This is a genomic window from Bradyrhizobium sp. SZCCHNRI20481, assembly GCF_032485055.1.
Classification (GTDB): domain Bacteria; phylum Pseudomonadota; class Alphaproteobacteria; order Rhizobiales; family Xanthobacteraceae; genus Bradyrhizobium.
In genome coordinates, this window is sequence record NZ_JAUEUE010000032.1 from 1 (window position 1) to 14,773 (window position 14,773).

General features: G+C 64.5%; 14 protein-coding genes and 1 tRNA gene. 8 read left to right on the plus strand and 7 right to left on the minus strand.

Annotation, left to right across the window (positions count from 1 at the left end; genetic code table 11):
* Positions 1-142: 142 nt before the first annotated feature.
* Positions 143-1,111, minus strand: a complete 969-nt coding sequence (locus tag QX132_RS32850) for an SDR family NAD(P)-dependent oxidoreductase (protein WP_315774235.1) — start codon at positions 1,109-1,111, stop codon at positions 143-145.
* A gap of 223 nt (positions 1,112-1,334) precedes the next feature.
* Here QX132_RS32850 and QX132_RS32855 point away from each other — a divergent pair, with 223 nt between their 5' ends.
* The 8 genes from QX132_RS32855 to QX132_RS32890 all read left to right on the plus strand — a co-directional run bounded on the left by QX132_RS32855 (position 1,335) and on the right by QX132_RS32890 (position 10,668).
* A complete protein-coding gene (locus tag QX132_RS32855; protein ID WP_315740199.1) occupies positions 1,335-1,490 on the plus strand; it encodes a hypothetical protein in 156 nt (51 codons plus the stop codon).
* Between the two features lie 419 nt (positions 1,491-1,909).
* Positions 1,910-3,019 carry a BMP family ABC transporter substrate-binding protein gene (locus QX132_RS32860; RefSeq protein ID WP_316163865.1) on the plus strand — a complete coding sequence of 370 codons (1,110 nt, stop codon included), beginning with the start codon at positions 1,910-1,912 and terminating at the stop codon, positions 3,017-3,019.
* A complete protein-coding gene (locus QX132_RS32865; protein WP_316163866.1) occupies positions 3,016-4,125 on the plus strand; it encodes an ABC transporter permease in 1,110 nt (369 codons plus the stop codon). The genes QX132_RS32860 and QX132_RS32865 overlap by 4 nt, the downstream gene beginning before the upstream one ends.
* A 3-nt stretch (positions 4,126-4,128) precedes the next feature.
* Positions 4,129-5,055 (plus strand): ABC transporter permease, encoded by a 927-nt coding sequence (locus QX132_RS32870; protein ID WP_316163867.1) that lies wholly within the window; start codon positions 4,129-4,131, stop codon positions 5,053-5,055.
* A 14-nt stretch (positions 5,056-5,069) separates the two neighbouring features.
* On the plus strand, positions 5,070-5,753 hold the full coding sequence (locus QX132_RS32875) for an isochorismatase family cysteine hydrolase (protein WP_315740203.1): 684 nt from the start codon (positions 5,070-5,072) through the stop codon (positions 5,751-5,753).
* 50 nt (positions 5,754-5,803) lie between these two features.
* Positions 5,804-7,279: an ABC transporter ATP-binding protein gene (locus tag QX132_RS32880; protein WP_315775311.1), complete on the plus strand. Its 1,476-nt coding sequence runs from the start codon at positions 5,804-5,806 to the stop codon at positions 7,277-7,279.
* 155 nt (positions 7,280-7,434) lie between these two features.
* The gene (locus QX132_RS32885; protein WP_316163868.1) at positions 7,435-8,994 is read left to right on the plus strand and encodes an oleate hydratase; all 1,560 of its coding nucleotides are present in this window, start codon (positions 7,435-7,437) and stop codon (positions 8,992-8,994) included.
* A gap of 114 nt (positions 8,995-9,108) precedes the next feature.
* A complete protein-coding gene (locus QX132_RS32890; protein ID WP_315775140.1) occupies positions 9,109-10,668 on the plus strand; it encodes an oleate hydratase in 1,560 nt (519 codons plus the stop codon).
* Between the two features lie 521 nt (positions 10,669-11,189).
* Here the strand turns inward: QX132_RS32890 and QX132_RS32895 are convergent.
* The 6 genes from QX132_RS32895 to QX132_RS32920 form a co-directional block, all read right to left on the minus strand.
* A complete protein-coding gene (locus tag QX132_RS32895) occupies positions 11,190-12,071 on the minus strand; it encodes an AraC family transcriptional regulator (protein WP_315775141.1) in 882 nt (293 codons plus the stop codon).
* Positions 12,072-12,175: 104 nt separating this feature from the next.
* The gene (locus QX132_RS32900; RefSeq protein ID WP_315775142.1) at positions 12,176-12,586 is read right to left on the minus strand and encodes a hypothetical protein; all 411 of its coding nucleotides are present in this window, start codon (positions 12,584-12,586) and stop codon (positions 12,176-12,178) included.
* 103 nt (positions 12,587-12,689) lie between these two features.
* Entirely contained in the window at positions 12,690-13,565 is an 876-nt protein-coding gene (locus tag QX132_RS32905) for a class I SAM-dependent methyltransferase (protein ID WP_315775143.1), read from the minus strand.
* A 172-nt stretch (positions 13,566-13,737) separates the two neighbouring features.
* Positions 13,738-14,004: a Txe/YoeB family addiction module toxin gene (locus QX132_RS32910; protein WP_315775144.1), complete on the minus strand. Its 267-nt coding sequence runs from the start codon at positions 14,002-14,004 to the stop codon at positions 13,738-13,740.
* A gap of 9 nt (positions 14,005-14,013) precedes the next feature.
* Positions 14,014-14,280, minus strand: a complete 267-nt coding sequence (locus QX132_RS32915; protein WP_316163869.1) for a type II toxin-antitoxin system prevent-host-death family antitoxin — start codon at positions 14,278-14,280, stop codon at positions 14,014-14,016.
* A 256-nt stretch (positions 14,281-14,536) separates the two neighbouring features.
* Positions 14,537-14,614 (minus strand) — tRNA-Pro (locus tag QX132_RS32920).
* Positions 14,615-14,773 lie beyond the last annotated feature (159 nt).

Consider the following 14,773-nt stretch of genomic DNA (forward strand, 5'->3'; position numbering starts at 1 on the left):
GGTCTGAATTGTCAGGACTCAGCCCGGTTCATACCGTCGGGGACCCCCACCCCCAACCCCTCCCCACAAGGGGGAGGGGGCTCACCGTCTCCGGGGCGAGAGATTCCGTCCCAACTCCCCAACTGAACCAATAGGCCCGCCCCTACCCCAGCTTCCACCCCGCCTCCTGCGCGAAGCGCTGGAAGAATTCCGGCTCGTAGGCCTGCTCCGGCGACTGGCGGACGCGCAAGTCCAGCAGCTTGGCGTCCTCGCCCACCAGAATCCGCCACTGCTCGGCCTTGACGCCGTCGAGGATGATCTTGGCGGCCTGCGCCGCCGTGGTCGGGGCGTCCTCGAGGAAGCTGCGGGCGCGCTCGCGGGCGGCAGCCTGGATGTCGGCGTCGCTCATGGCGGCGACGTCGATGCCCATGCCCTGCATGCGCTGGCGGGCCAGGATGATCTCGGTCTCGCTGAGCTCGTCGGACTCGGTGCCGCTCTGCACCTTGCGCGAGTTGGAGACGATCGAGGTGCCGATATGGCCGGGCATCACCACGGAGCATTTGATGTGCGGCGCGTTGAGGCGGAGGTCGTTGATCAGCGCTTCGGTAAAACCCTTCACCGCGAATTTCGCGGCGCTGTAGGCGGTGTGCGAGACGCCCATGCCGACCGAGGCCCAGAAGCCGTTGACGCTCGAGGTGTTGACGATATGCGCCTCGTCCGCCTTCAGCAGCATCGGCAGGAAGGTGCGGACGCCGAGATAGACGCCGCCCCAGCAGATGTTGAAGGTGCGCTCCCACTGCTCGCGGCTGTTGGTGAACAGGCTGCCGCCGCCGCCGATGCCGGCATTGTTGAACAGCAGATGGATCTTGTCGGTGGCCTGCTGCTCGGCGAGCTCGTCGCGAAAGCGTTGGAGCTGCGCTTCGATCGAGACGTCGGCGACATGGGTGGTGACGCGCAGGCCCTGCGGCAGCTTCTCGGCCTCGCACAGCCGCTTGGTCTCGGCCATCGCCTCGACCGAGACGTCGCACATCGCGACGTTGCAGCCCTCGGCCACGAGCTGGCGGGCAAGCTCGCGGCCCATGCCCGTGCCGCCTCCGGTGATCACGGCGATCCTGCCGGCGAAATCCTTCATCAATGCTCTTCCTTCCCTGCTGCGGGCGCAGCCCTGCCGCCCGGCCACTTCCTCGTTCTCTTCGCGGAACGCGTCCCGAGCTTAGGTCGTTTCGCGGGCCTGACCAGAGGGGATGTCGGGGATTTGCGTTGCAGCGCATGCAACGAAGATTTCAGCTTGGGGTTGAACCTTTCCAAGGGGTGTCCGACTTATCCCACGGGGAGGCAGGCTCGAGGAGGTTCGCATGGCGTACCAACAGGGGCACTGGCAGGAGGAAGGCTGGCGCGACACGATGGTCGATCCCGCGGGATCGGACGACGGCGCCTATGTGACGGGCTGGACGATCAGCGGGCTCGCTGTGATCGGCACCATCGTCGCGGTCTGGCTGCTCGGGATCTGAGACCCCAGACAGTCTGCAGCAGATATGAAAAGGGCTCGCTCACCGGCGAACAGCCTGCGGAGGACGATGCGCCACCGCTCCTCCTCACTGCGACATTCGTTCTGCCTCGCTTTGAGCTGGCGGCCGCCGCCGCGTCGCAGCCTCCGGCTCGCGGGCACGGTTGGCGCCGGTCCCACGCGGCCGAACTCATTGCATACAATTGAAGTCGATTGATTATTTTATAGGCTGAAACCGAGCAGGGAATTCGTCTGCCTAAGCTCCGATCATCTGCAAAATGGCGCCATTTCAACGACTTGGTGCGCCTGCCTGCCCGCACGCCGCTGGCACAAAGCTTGCGATCACTCCCTTTCGAGGCTCCGCCGTGCCGGTGAAGCCGTGATGACAGCGCGGGCGGATCGACCCGCCGAGGGAGCTCACCAATGGACTTTGGCAGGATTTCACGACGGCATCTGTTGCAGGGTGGCGCGGCGCTGACGCTCGGCGCAGCCGCGGGCCTGCGGCCGGCCTTCGCAGCGGAGACGACGATCGGCTTCATCTATGTCGGCTCGCGCGACGACTACGGCTACAACCAGGCGCATGCGCAAGGTGCAGCGGCGCTGAAGAAGCTGCCTGGGCTGAAGGTCATCGAAGAGGAGAAGGTGCCGGAGACCGACGCGGTCGAGAAGACGATCGAGTCGATGATCAATCTCGACGGCGCCACCCTGCTCTTCCCGACCTCGTTCGGCTACTACAATCCGCACATGATCAAGATGGCCGCGAAGTATCCGAAGCTGCGCTTCGAGCACTGCGGCGGCCTGTGGAGCGAGAAGGACCCGAAGAACGCTGGCTCCTATTTCGGCTATATCGATGAGGCGCAATACATCGCCGGCATCGTCGCCGGCTATACGAGCAAGAGCGGCAAGCTCGGCTTCGTCGCGGCCAAGCCGATCCCGCAGGTCCTGCGCAACATCAACGCCTTCACGCTCGGCGCGCAGCTCGCGAACCCGAAGGCCACCACGCAGGTGATCTTCACCGGCGACTGGTCGATGCCGGTCAAGGAGGCCGAGGCCACCAACAGCCTGATCGACCAGGGCGTCGACGTCCTGACCTGCCATGTCGACGGCCCCAAGACGATGGTGGAGAATGCCGCGCGCCGCGGCGCCTTCGTCACCGGCTATCACGTCAACCAGTCGCCACTGGCGCCCAAGGCGTATCTGACCGGCGCGGAATGGAATTGGGAAGCGCTGTATCCGAAATTCGTCAAGATGCTCCAGGCTGGCGAGAGCATCCCGAACTTCTATCGCGGCGGCCTCAAGGAAGAAGTGGTCAAGATCTCGGCGTATGGCGAGGCGGTCTCCGAGCAGGCACGCAAGCATGCCGACGAAATCAAGAGCAAGTTCTTCGGTGAGGGCTACACCATCTTCAAGGGCCCGATCAAGGACAACAAGGGCAAGACCGTGATCACCGCCGGGACCGAGCGCGGCCAGAAGGACCCGGAGCTGGAGAAGATGGACTATCTGGTCGAGGGCGTGATCGGAGCCACGTCGTGACATCAGAGGCGGCCGATCCGGTTGATGCGGCCGCCATCGCGCCGGCCGCCGACGCAGGTTTCCTGCAACGTTACGGCGGGAGCATCGAGTACATATTGATCCCGGGCGCGGCGCTTGTCGCCGCGCTCATCGTGTTCGGCATCTTCGTCGCGCTGTTCGGCAAGAACCCGCTCGATCTCTACTGGTACATGTATTACGGCGCCTTCGGCACCTGGTTCTCCTGGCAGAACACGCTGACGCGGGCAGCTCCCTTGATCCTGACGGCGCTGTGCACCGCCCTGCCCGCGCAATTGGGCATGGTGATCATCGGCGGCGAAGGCGCGCTGCTGATCGGCGCGCTGTCGGCGACCTCGGCGGCCCTGGCGCTGCAGGGCATGCCGCCGCTCGTGGTGCAGATCGCGATGGTGATCGCCGGCATGACTGGCGGCGGTTTGTGGATCCTGCTGTCCGGGGCCTTGCGGCAGTATCGCGGTGTCAACGAGACGATCTCGAGCCTGCTGCTGGTCTACATCGCGCTCGCGATCCTCAACCATCTCGTCGAAGGCGCGATGCGCGATCCGGCGAGCCTCAACAAGCCGTCGACGCGTGAGATCGGCGCGGCCAACATGATCGGCAGCATTCCCGGCACCGACGTGCATTGGGGCCTGGTGTTCGGCCTGATCACCGCCATCGCGGCCTATGTGCTGATCTACCACACCACCTTCGGCTTTGCCGCGCGCGTCGCCGGCGGCAACATCCGCGCCGCCAAGATCGTCGGTCTGTCGGTCGGCAAATTGATCCTCACCGTCTGCTTCCTCGCCGGCGCCTGCGCCGGGCTGGCCGGCATGGTCGAGGTCGCCGCCGTGCAGGGCCGCACCAACGCCAATCTCGCCGTCGGCTACGGCTTCACCGGCATCCTGGTCGCGTTCCTGGCGCGGCAGAATCCGCTCGCCATCATTCCGGTCGCGATCCTGCTCGGCGGCATCAATGCGTCGGGCGGCCTGCTGCAGCGCCGGCTCGGCCTGCCCGACGCCTCTGTGCTGGTGCTGCAGGGCATCATCTTCATCTCGGTGCTGGCGAGCGACGCGCTCTACGGCCGCATCGGTTTCCTCAAAGGAAAGTCCTGATCCATGGCTGACGGCAATATCGGGCTCTGGACCGTGCCGCTCGCGGTGCTCGGCGGCGCCATCCGCGTCTCCACGCCCTTCCTGTTCGTGAGCCTCGGCGAATGCATCACCGAGCGTTCGGGCCGCATCAATCTCGGCCTCGAGGGCACCCTGGTGATGGGCGCAATGAGCGCCTATGGCATCTCCTATCTCACGGGATCGCCGTGGGCAGGCGTGCTCGCCGCTGGCCTCACCGGCGCGCTGCTCGGCGCGCTCCACGCCGGCATCTGCTCGCTGCCGCGCGTCAACGACGTCGCGGTAGGAATCTCGCTGATGCTGTTCGGCACCGGCCTCGCCTTCTTCCTCGGCAAGCCGCTGATCGAGCCCACCGCCGCGCGGCTGCCGGCGATCGATTTCGGCTGGTGGAGCGACGTGGCGCAGGTTCGCGCCGCGCTGCGCATCAACGTGCTGTTCCTGCTTGGCGTGGCACTCGCGCCGTTGCTGCTGTGGGCATTCAAGACCACGCGCTGGGGCCTCCTGATCCGCACTGCCGGCGAGAGCGCCGACGCGGCGCGGGCGATGGGCCATTCGGTGCTGATGATCCGACTGCGCGCCACCATGGCCGGCGGCTTCCTCGCCGGCATCGGCGGCTCGTTCCTGTCGCTGTTCTATCCCGGCAGCTGGAACGAGGGCCTGTCATCGGGGCAAGGCATCACCGCGGTCGCGCTCGTCATCTTCGCACGCTGGGACCCGATGCTGTGCCTGTGGGCCTCCCTGGCGTTCGGCGGTGCTGCCGCGCTCGGACCGGCGCTGCAGTCGGTCGGCGTCACCTCCGGCTATCATTTGTTCAACGCCGCGCCCTACATCCTGACGCTTCTCATCATGATCATCACCTGCTCCCCGAAGCGCACCCTCAACGGCGCGCCGGCCGAATTGTCCATCACCCGCTAGTCCAGAGGCCCGCCATGACCGCGCGCACCATCCGCTCCGAGCCCTATGCCTGGCCTTACAACGGCGATCTCCGTCCAGAGAACACGGCACTGATCGTGATCGACATGCAGACCGATTTCTGCGGCGTCGGCGGCTATGTCGACAAGATGGGCTATGACCTCTCCTTGACCCGCGCCCCCATCGAGCCGATCAAGACGCTGCTCACGGTGATGCGTGCGCAGGGCTTCTGCATCATCCACACCCGGGAGGGCCACCGCACCGATCTCTCCGACCTGCCCGCCAACAAGCGCTGGCGCTCGCAGCAGATCGGCGCCGGCATTGGCGACCCCGGCCCCTGCGGCCGCATCCTGGTGCGCGGCGAGCCGGGCTGGGAGATCATTCCCGAGCTGGCGCCGCTGCCCGGCGAGATCGTGATCGACAAGCCCGGCAAGGGCTCGTTCTGCGCCACCGATCTGGAGCTGATCCTGCGCCTGAAGGGCATCCAGAACATCGTGCTGACCGGCATCACGACCGACGTCTGCGTCCACACCACGATGCGCGAGGCCAACGACCGCGGCTTCGAATGCGTGCTGCTGTCGGACTGCTGCGGCGCCACCGACAAGGGCAATCACGACCACGCGCTGAAGATGATCAAGATGCAGGGCGGCGTGTTCGGCGCAGTCGCGACATCGTCGGCGCTGATCGAGGCGCTGTCGTGATCGGCGACGATCCGACGCCTGCGGGGGCATTCGGGGTCGAAGCGATCGCGATGACGATGCGCTTCGGCGCGTTCACCGCGCTCGACAATGTCGAGCTGAAGGTCAAGCCCGGCTCGTTCCACGCGCTGCTCGGCGAGAACGGCGCCGGCAAGTCGACGCTGGTCAAATGCATCATGGGCTACTACCGCCCGACCGAGGGCGACGTGCTGATCGGCGAGCGCGAACGGGAGATCAACAATCCCAAGGACGCGCATGCGCTCGGCCTCGGCATGGTCTACCAGCACTTCACGCTGGTACCGGCGATGACGGTGGCCGAGAACCTGGTGCTGGCGCGTGACGACATACCGGCGGTGGTCAACTGGGCCAAGGAGAGGAAGGAGCTGGAGGCCTTCTTGGCGCGCATGCCGTTCCGCGTGCCGCTCGACGCCAAGGTGTCGGACATCTCCGCCGGCGAGCGGCAGAAATGCGAGATCCTCAAGCAGCTCTATCTCAAGCGGCGCTTCCTGATCCTGGACGAGCCGACCTCGGTGCTGACGCCGGGCGAGGCGGATGAAGTCCTGGGCATGCTGCGCAAGATGGTCGAGGCCGGCGAGCTGACCATTTTGATGATCACCCACAAATTCCGCGAGGTGATGGCGTTCGCCGATGAGGTCACGATCCTCAGGCGCGGCAAGCTCGCCGGCCGCGGCAAGGTGTCGGAGCTGACACCGGACGACATGGCGCGGATGATGATCGGCGCCGAGCAGCTCACCGTACAGCCGGCGCGCTCCGGCGAGGCCGGCGTGGTCAGGCTCGAGGTCGACAAGCTGGTGGCACGCGACGATGCCGGCGGAGTGGCCGTGCATGATCTGTCGCTGACCGTGCGCGCCGGCGAGATCGTCGGCATCGCCGGCGTCTCCGGCAACGGCCAGCGCCAGCTGGTCGAGGTGCTTGCCGGCCAGCGTGAGGCCGAGAGCGGCGCTGTCCGTGTCTCCGGCCAATTCTATTCCGCGAGCCGCGAGGAGATGCGGCGCCACAAGATGTCGCTGCTGCCCGAGGAGCCGCTGAAGAACGCCTGCGTCGGCGGCATGAGCGTCGCCGACAACATCGCGCTGCGCGAGTTCGACCGCGCTCCGTTCGCCCGCGGTGGCTGGTGGCTGAACAAGTCCGCCTTCCGAAAGGATGCGACCGCCAAGATCAACCGCTACAAGATCAAGACCCGCACGCCGGATACGCCGATCTCGGCACTGTCCGGCGGCAACGTGCAGCGCGCCGTCCTGGCGCGCGAGCTCGGCCACGACGTCGAAGTGCTGATCGCCGCCAATCCGTGCTTCGGCCTCGACTTCGCGGCGGTGGCGCAGATCCATGCCGAGATCATGGCCGCCCGCAACCGCGGCGCCGCGGTGCTGCTGGTCAGCGAGGATCTCGACGAGCTGCTCGAACTCTCCGACCGCCTGGTCGTGATTTTCCACGGCCAGCTCGTCTACGAGACCCGCGTCGGCGAAGCCGACCTGACCGAGATCGGCCGCCACATGGCGGGACATTGAGCCGCATGCGGATAGACGACCTCAACGTGTTGACGACTAATTCATCCCGCCGCGGTAACATGACCCTCGGCGGGTTTTTATTCGGCTTTTGATACGCCGCGCCTGCCGGCATTTTCGTCATTGTGTTTCAAACCCTTGGATAGCAGGTCGATCTCATGAAGGCCTATTTCATCGGCGGCGGCATCGGCTCGCTCTCGGGCGCAGCATTCATGATCCGCGACGGCGGCATCCCCGGTCAGGACATCACCATTTTCGAGAAGCGCCTGCCCTATGGCGGCAGCCTCGACGGCACCAGGCTTGCCGACGGCTCCTACTCCATGCGCGGCGGACGCATGCTGACGACCGAACAATACGAATGCACCTGGGACCTGCTGTCGACGATTCCCAGCTACTCACGGCCCAAGGAGAACATCCTCAACGAAACCGTCGCCTTCAACGAGCTCCACGTCACGCACGCGCAGGCGCGGCTGGTCGATGCCAACCGGCACAAGGTCGACGTTTCCACCATGGGATTCTCGATGCAGGATCGCATCGAGCTGACGAGGCTCACGGAGACTTCCGAGGAGAAGCTCGGCAATTCGCTGATCTCGGACTGGCTGTCGCCGCCGTTCTTCACCACCAATTTCTGGTACATGTGGCAGACGACCTTCGCCTTCCAGACCTGGCACAGCGCCGTCGAGTTCAGGCGCTATCTGCGGCGCTTCATGAACGAATTCCCGATGATGAATACGCTCGGCGGCGTCAAGCGGACCGTCTACAACCAGTATGACTCGATCGTGCTGCCGCTGGTGCGCTGGCTCGAGGGTCGCGGCGTCAACTTCGTCGGCGGCGCCGACGTCGAGGACATCGAGATCGTCACCACGGACGGCCGCCACCGCGCGAGCCGGCTCGTGCTCAATCAGGACGGCGCACGCCGCAGCATCGATCTCGCGAGCGACGATCTCGTGTTCTACACCGCGGGCTCGATGACCGACGCGACCAGCCTCGGCAGCCATGACAGCCCGCCGAAGCCGCTTACCAAAGCCGACAGCCATGGCTGGACCTTGTGGGAGAAGCTCGCGGCCGGCCGGCCCGAGTTCGGCAATCCCGCCGTGTTCAACGCGTGCATCCCGGAGTCGAGCTTCGAATCCTTCACGGTGACCTGCCGCAATCCACGTTTCTTCGACGCGATGCAGGCCTTCAGCGGCAACGTCGCCGGCACCGGCGGGCTCGTGACCTTCACCGACTCGAACTGGCGCATGTCGATCGTGCTCTATACCCAGCCGTACTTTCCGAACCAGCCTGACGACATCCAGATCTTCTGGGGCTACGGCCTGTTTCCCGATCGCGTCGGCAATTTCGTGCCCAGGCCGATGTCCGAGTGCAGCGGCGCCGAGATCCTGAAAGAACTATGCGGGCACCTGCGCTTTCCGCTCTCGGTGTTCGCCGACGCGAGCTGCGTGCCGTGCTGGATGCCGTACATCATGAGCATGTTCATGCCGCGCAGCTATGGCGACCGGCCACTGCCGGTGCCGCTCACCTCGCAGAATCTCGCCTTCATCGGCCAATATGTCGAGCTGCCCGAAGACGCCGTTTTCACGATCGAATATTCGGTGCGCGCGGCCATGCATGCGGTCTATCAGCTCTTGAAGATCGACCGTGCCATTCCGCCGGTCACGCCGTATGATAAATCGCTGAACGTTTTGCTGCAATCGGTGGTGAAATCATTCGCATGAGGGACCACGCGAGATCGTGATCACCGCGCGCCGCGGCGGTTGACCTGGATCAGTTCCGCCAGGGAACACAGCGGCTAAGCCCCGGATCGCAACAGACGATCCGGGTGAACCATCATGAAGGCGTATTTCATCGGCAGCGGCATCGGCGCATTGGCCGGCGCGGCATTCCTGATCCGTGACGGCGGCGTCGCGGGACGCGACATCACCATCTACGAGAAGCGTCTGCCCTATGGCGGCAGCCTCGATGGCGCGCGGCTGCCCGACGGTTCCTATTCGCTGCGCGGCGGCCGCATGCTGACGACCGATCACTACGAATGCACGTGGGACCTGCTCTCCACCATCCCCAATGCCGGCGATCCCGGCCGCACCGTGCGCGACGAGACGCTCGCCTTCAACGAGGCCCATGTCGCGCATTCGCAGGCGCGCCTCGTCGATCGCAACCGGCACAAGGTCGACGTCTCCACCATGGGCTTTACGATGCAGGATCGGCTCGAGCTCGTCAGGCTGACCGAGGCCTCCGAGGACAAGCTCGGCAACTCCCGCATCACCGACTGGCTGTCGCCGCCGTTCTTCACCACGAATTTCTGGTTCATGTGGCAGACGACGTTCGCATTCCAGCCCTGGCACAGCGCGGTCGAGTTCAAGCGCTATCTGCATCGCTTCATGAACGAGTTTCCGCGCATCGAGACGCTGGCCGGCGTCAAGCGCACCGTGTTCAATCAGTACGACGCGATCGTGGTGCCGCTCGTCAAATGGCTGGAGGGCCATGACGTGAATTTCGCCGGCGGCGTCGATGTCACCGACATCGAGATCGCGACGGAAGCCGGCAAGCACGTCGTCAAGCGCTTGACCCTCGATCGCAACGGCAAGCCGGAGACGGTCGTGGTAGCAACCGACGATCTGGTCTTCCTGCAAAACGGCTCGATGACGGATGCGACCAGCCTGGGCACGCAGGATGCGCCGCCGCCGCGGCTCACCAAGCAGGACAGCCAGGGCTGGACGCTGTGGGAGAAGATCGCAAGGGGACGCCCGGAGTTCGGCAATCCCGCCGCTTTCAACTCATCGATCCCCGAATCCTGCTGGGAGTCCTTCACCGTCACCTGCCGCAATCCGCGCTTCTTCGACGCGATGGAAGCGTTCACCGGCAATGTCGCCGGCACCGGCGGGCTCGTTACCTTCACCGAGTCCAACTGGCTGATGTCGGTCGTGCTGTATCACCAGCCGCATTTCGCCGGCCAGCCTGCGGACGTGCAGGTGTTCTGGGGCTACGCGCTGCATCCCGACCGCATCGGCAATTTCGTGCCGAAGGCCATGGCCGATTGCGGCGGCGCCGACATCCTCAAGGAGCTGTGCGGCCATCTCAACTTCGACCTTTCGGTGTTCGACAACGCGACCTGCGTGCCCTGCCGCCTGCCCTACATCACCAGCATGTTCATGCCGCGCAACACCAGCGACCGCCCGCTGCCGGTGCCGGCGAATTCGAAGAATCTCGCCTTCGTCAGCCAGTTCGTCGAGATTCCCGACGACGTCGTGTTCACGGTGGAATATTCGGTGCGCGCGGCGCAGATGGCGGTCTATCAGCTGCTCGGCATCACCCGGGCGATTCCGCCGATCACCCGCCACGACAAGTCATTCCGCGTGCTGATCGAGACGGTGGAAAAGGCCTTCGCATAGCGCCGTGGCCCTTCGCATCTGCAAAAACGCGCGCCCGGATCAGGCTCGATCCGGGCGCTTTCCATCTCGCGAGGCAGAGTGCGCCTCTATGCTTGCGTGAGCTATCAGTAGCCGAGCAGTGCGAGACCGACCCAGCTGACGGCAAACAGCGACACCACCGAGGTTGCAGCGGCGAAAACAGACAGCGACACTTTCAAAGTCCTGAGGACCATACGCGCCTCCTTCAACGACAATGAACAGCACATCGAGGTGAACCCCGATGTCAGTCTGAAATTTCCTGAAACCCGACTCCGCGACGAGCCGAACACAGGTTTGGTGCGCGCGTGCGCGCAAAGGTTCAATGTCAGGGTGTGGGCCCCGACTGAGCTGCTTGATCGTTAACGACATGACCGGATCGCGGTTCCCGGACGAGAACTGGAACCGCTCCAAGGTCGGCCCGCTCCCCCCGAGCCCTGCATGCGGGACTCGCGGGTTGAGACGGCTCTTGGCTACACGTTTTAGGAAGGGTCGGCCGTCAGGGGCTATTTCAGCGGCAGGAACAGGTCCGCAGCCGTCTCGTGCTCGGGAACCTCCGGGAAGAAGTTCAGCCGCTGGCAATAGATCGGGAAGTCACGCGCCTCCTCGCCGCTGGCCGGAAGCCAGTCGCGATAGAGAAACAGCGCGGCCGGCTCCAGATTGTGGGTGTTGCCGACGACGCGCAGCACGGCGCAGCGTCCGCCGGGGATCTCGCCGACCCTGATTGTCGCGTCATCGGTCTCGACCGGCCGATCGGTCCCGACACAGAGATCCACGCTGTAATCGGCAGGCGACGCGGGGCGCCGCTCGGAGCGCCAGACCGTGAAGGTCGGATTGGTCCTGGGGTGCAGGCCGGCAGCCTTGCGCCAGGCGATGAAGCGCTGGATCGTGGCGCCGAGCGTCGCCGGGTCGCCGCGATGCTCCATGATCGCCACCGGCGTGGTCGGCACCTCGCGAATCGTCACGTCGTCAGGGGTATAGGTCGTCCGCATCAGCTTGCTCCTTGCTTCGTCGAAAGGCCCGAAGGCCGCAAGCCACGGCTCCCAGTCGGGAGATTTCCGGAACGATGACGGCGATTGCCCGAACCGTTGCCGAAAGGCGCGGGCGAAGGCGTCCGGTGCATCGTAGCCGGCATCCATCGCGACCTCCGTGACGGTTTGGGCATCGCTGTAGGCCAGCTGATAGGACGCCCGCTTCATGCGGGCGAGCTGGATGTAGCGATGCACGGACAGCCCGAAGGTCGCCGTGAACTGCCGGTGGAAATGATATTTCGAGTAAGCCGCGATGCTGCTCAGCGCGTCCAGGTCCAGATCATCGTCCAGATGCCGGTCGATATGATCCAAGACCCGCTGCATCCGGGCATGGTAGTTCTGCAGCGCCGCCTTCATCGTTCAGTACTCCGTGGCCGCAGCAGCTAAGCGCGCTCAACGCTGACGCGCTCGACCGATCTTGCGGCTTTGCCACGGGGTCAAAACCAGCACAAAGGATCGGGTCACCTCTTGTTGGCCTGGTCCTTTCTGCTCGCGCATATCTTCACGAAGACTGGATAAGCGGCGCCTGTTCCATGCTCATACAAATTGAAAATGTAGCGGCCCGGCTTGTCCGTGTAGATGATCCGATCATCCGCCTTGCGGTAGCCATCCTTGAGGAAACCATCAGGACCGTTCACCCAGACCTGCGCGCCACTATAGACAACCGCCTCCATCCCACCTTTCTCGTTCAATTGCTGCTCGACAATCCCGACGGTCAGAGCTTGGCCGCCCGCAAAGTTGCCGTAAAATCGCGTATCCAATCCTTGGTAAGACCAGCATTGTGAGCCTGGCTGCATATTGATTTGAACGTCGGCCTTCGCCGCCGACAGGAAGCCGACCAACACGGCACCGGCTGAGAGCAGTCTCGTCATCTTGCACATCTCGAAACGCGTTCTTTCTGTCGCATATGCGCTGATCGTAAGCTCCGCGCTCGCATAGATGGCGCCGCGCTTGGGCTCCGGCGCGGCCGTCGCATTACGGATCGACCGCAGTCACGATCCAGAACGATGCCGGCACCACGACGCGCGGCCCCTTGGCGTAGCGCGCCAGCGCCTTCCTCACGGCAGCGATCGCGGCCTCCGTGGCCTCGGACGGCTGCCCGGCCACGGCACGGCCGGCGGGCCCGATCGCGAGCGCCGTCTGCACCGCGCTGTCGAGGCCGGCGCCTGCGCCGAAGTCGAGCGCGATGTCGTGGCGCTCCAGCCGAATGCGCCGCAGCCCGGCATCGGTCATGACCTTCTCGATCCATTCGGCGGCTCCGAACGCGAAATCGTCCGGCGCGTGCGGCGGCAATCCCGGCAACTTCGGCACGTGGTCATAGGCCGCCTGCAGCGGCTCCAGCGCCCACGGGTTGTCGCGCAGCTCGCCCCAGCAGGCGAAGGCGACGCGCCCCTCCGAGTGCAGCGCATTGCGGATGTTGAGCACGGCGCGCACCGGATTGGCGAAGTACATGACGCCGAGGCGCGAGATCATGAGATCGGCGCTCGCGGCCTTGAAGTGATGCACCATGGCGTCGCCCTGCACGAAGCTCACCGGCGCATCGGCGGGGGTGAACTCGTGGGCCGCGGTCAGCATGGCTGCGGACACGTCGAGGCCAAGCACGCTGCCGCCGGGGCCGACCTTCTCGGCCGCCGCGATCAAGGTCGCCCCGCAACCGCAGCCGATGTCGAGCACCCGCTCGCCCGCCTGGATCGCCGCACGCTCCAGCAGCGCCTCCTGCACCGGCGCCAGTAGCGCATCGATCTCGGCGCGGCGCGCGACCCAGCGCCCGCCGCCCGCACCGTTCCAGAAGGCGATCTGCTCGGCGTTCTCGAAATGCCCAAAGGAGATGTCGGCGACGGCGGCGTCCATGGAAGAACTCGGCACAATTGCAGAAATAAAAAACGAGGCCGGCGCGTCTAACGCGCGGGAATCCCGTCGCAGATGTTAAGCGGCCCTCACTGAGTTGGAAAGGTGCGGCGGGTCCGCGCGTACAGCGCATTTTTGGACCAGCGGGCGCAGGACCGCGGCGGCATGGTCCAGCTCAATAGTGATATTTGCACTGGGCAATATCGAGCCGTTGCGTGTCTCCTTGACCCGTGACGCGATAAACCAACCTGTGCTCTCCGGTGATACGCCGAGACCACCAGCCGTGGAGCGCATGTTTGAGGGGCTCTGGTTTCCCCAACCCCTTGAACGGGTCTCGTTTGATGTCCTTGATCAACGTGTTAATGGCCTGGAGAACTTTCTCGTCGTCCTTCTGCCACTCGAGATAGTCCTGCCAAGCGCCTTCGGTCCACGCGATAATCATGTGATCGGATCAAACCGACCTCGTCGGCTCAACCGGCTCACGCTCCGTCAGTTTACCCTCGTCTGCCTCCTGGATCGAACGCAGGAGATGAACGGCGTTTGCCGGGCTCCTCAGAAGATGGACGGTCTCCATAAGACCCTCGTATTCCTCCTCTGACATCAGCACCACGCTTCGTGCGTTCTGACGCGTAACGACGAGCGGTGCCCGTCCATCGCAGACCGCATCCATATAGGTTGCAAGATTGTTCCGCAGCTCGCTGTAGGAAACGTGAGCCATCATACACTCCCCTTTCGAGGCACACTTTCTTGTACAGATATTTGGCAATCCAAGTAAAGCAAGAGTATCGTGGCACCTGAAGGCGACGCTGTCAGCGTGAGCTGAGCCTCCGATGAGGATTCCCAACCGCCGTCCGGCTCGCCGTCACGGGGCGAGGCGCTTCCGCCAAGAGTCGTGGATCCGCAATATTTGATCACTTCGACGGAGGGATGCAGAGGATCGAGCCCCGGATGAAAACAGAAGCGATCCCGAAAAATGGTCGGAGCGGCGGGATTCGAACCCACGACCCCTAGTCCCCCAGACTAGTGCGCTAACCGGGCTGCGCCACGCTCCGATGGCCGATCGTGTAGCCGTGATCGGGATGGGATGCAAGGCACGGCGGACGGGTTTCGTTGGCGCGCTGGATAGAGCGGAGGTCTGACCGACCGGGTTGATCCCTGACATTTTGGACCGGGCTGATCCCTGACACTATTCGATCACTGCTGTGTTGTCT

Coding starts and splice junctions, on each gene's coding strand:
- QX132_RS32850 (WP_315774235.1), bottom strand. CDS start 1,111: ATGAAGGATTTCGCCGGCAGGATCGCCGTGATCACCGGAGGCGGCACG.
- QX132_RS32855 (WP_315740199.1), top strand. CDS start 1,335: ATGGCGTACCAACAGGGGCACTGGCAGGAGGAAGGCTGGCGCGACACG.
- QX132_RS32880 (WP_315775311.1), top strand. CDS start 5,804: ATGACGATGCGCTTCGGCGCGTTCACCGCGCTCGACAATGTCGAGCTG.
- QX132_RS32885 (WP_316163868.1), top strand. CDS start 7,435: ATGAAGGCCTATTTCATCGGCGGCGGCATCGGCTCGCTCTCGGGCGCA.
- QX132_RS32860 (WP_316163865.1), top strand. CDS start 1,910: ATGGACTTTGGCAGGATTTCACGACGGCATCTGTTGCAGGGTGGCGCG.
- QX132_RS32870 (WP_316163867.1), top strand. CDS start 4,129: ATGGCTGACGGCAATATCGGGCTCTGGACCGTGCCGCTCGCGGTGCTC.
- QX132_RS32895 (WP_315775141.1), bottom strand. CDS start 12,071: ATGAAGGCGGCGCTGCAGAACTACCATGCCCGGATGCAGCGGGTCTTG.
- QX132_RS32915 (WP_316163869.1), bottom strand. CDS start 14,280: ATGGCTCACGTTTCCTACAGCGAGCTGCGGAACAATCTTGCAACCTAT.
- QX132_RS32875 (WP_315740203.1), top strand. CDS start 5,070: ATGACCGCGCGCACCATCCGCTCCGAGCCCTATGCCTGGCCTTACAAC.
- QX132_RS32900 (WP_315775142.1), bottom strand. CDS start 12,586: ATGACGAGACTGCTCTCAGCCGGTGCCGTGTTGGTCGGCTTCCTGTCG.
- QX132_RS32905 (WP_315775143.1), bottom strand. CDS start 13,565: ATGGACGCCGCCGTCGCCGACATCTCCTTTGGGCATTTCGAGAACGCC.
- QX132_RS32910 (WP_315775144.1), bottom strand. CDS start 14,004: ATGATTATCGCGTGGACCGAAGGCGCTTGGCAGGACTATCTCGAGTGG.
- QX132_RS32890 (WP_315775140.1), top strand. CDS start 9,109: ATGAAGGCGTATTTCATCGGCAGCGGCATCGGCGCATTGGCCGGCGCG.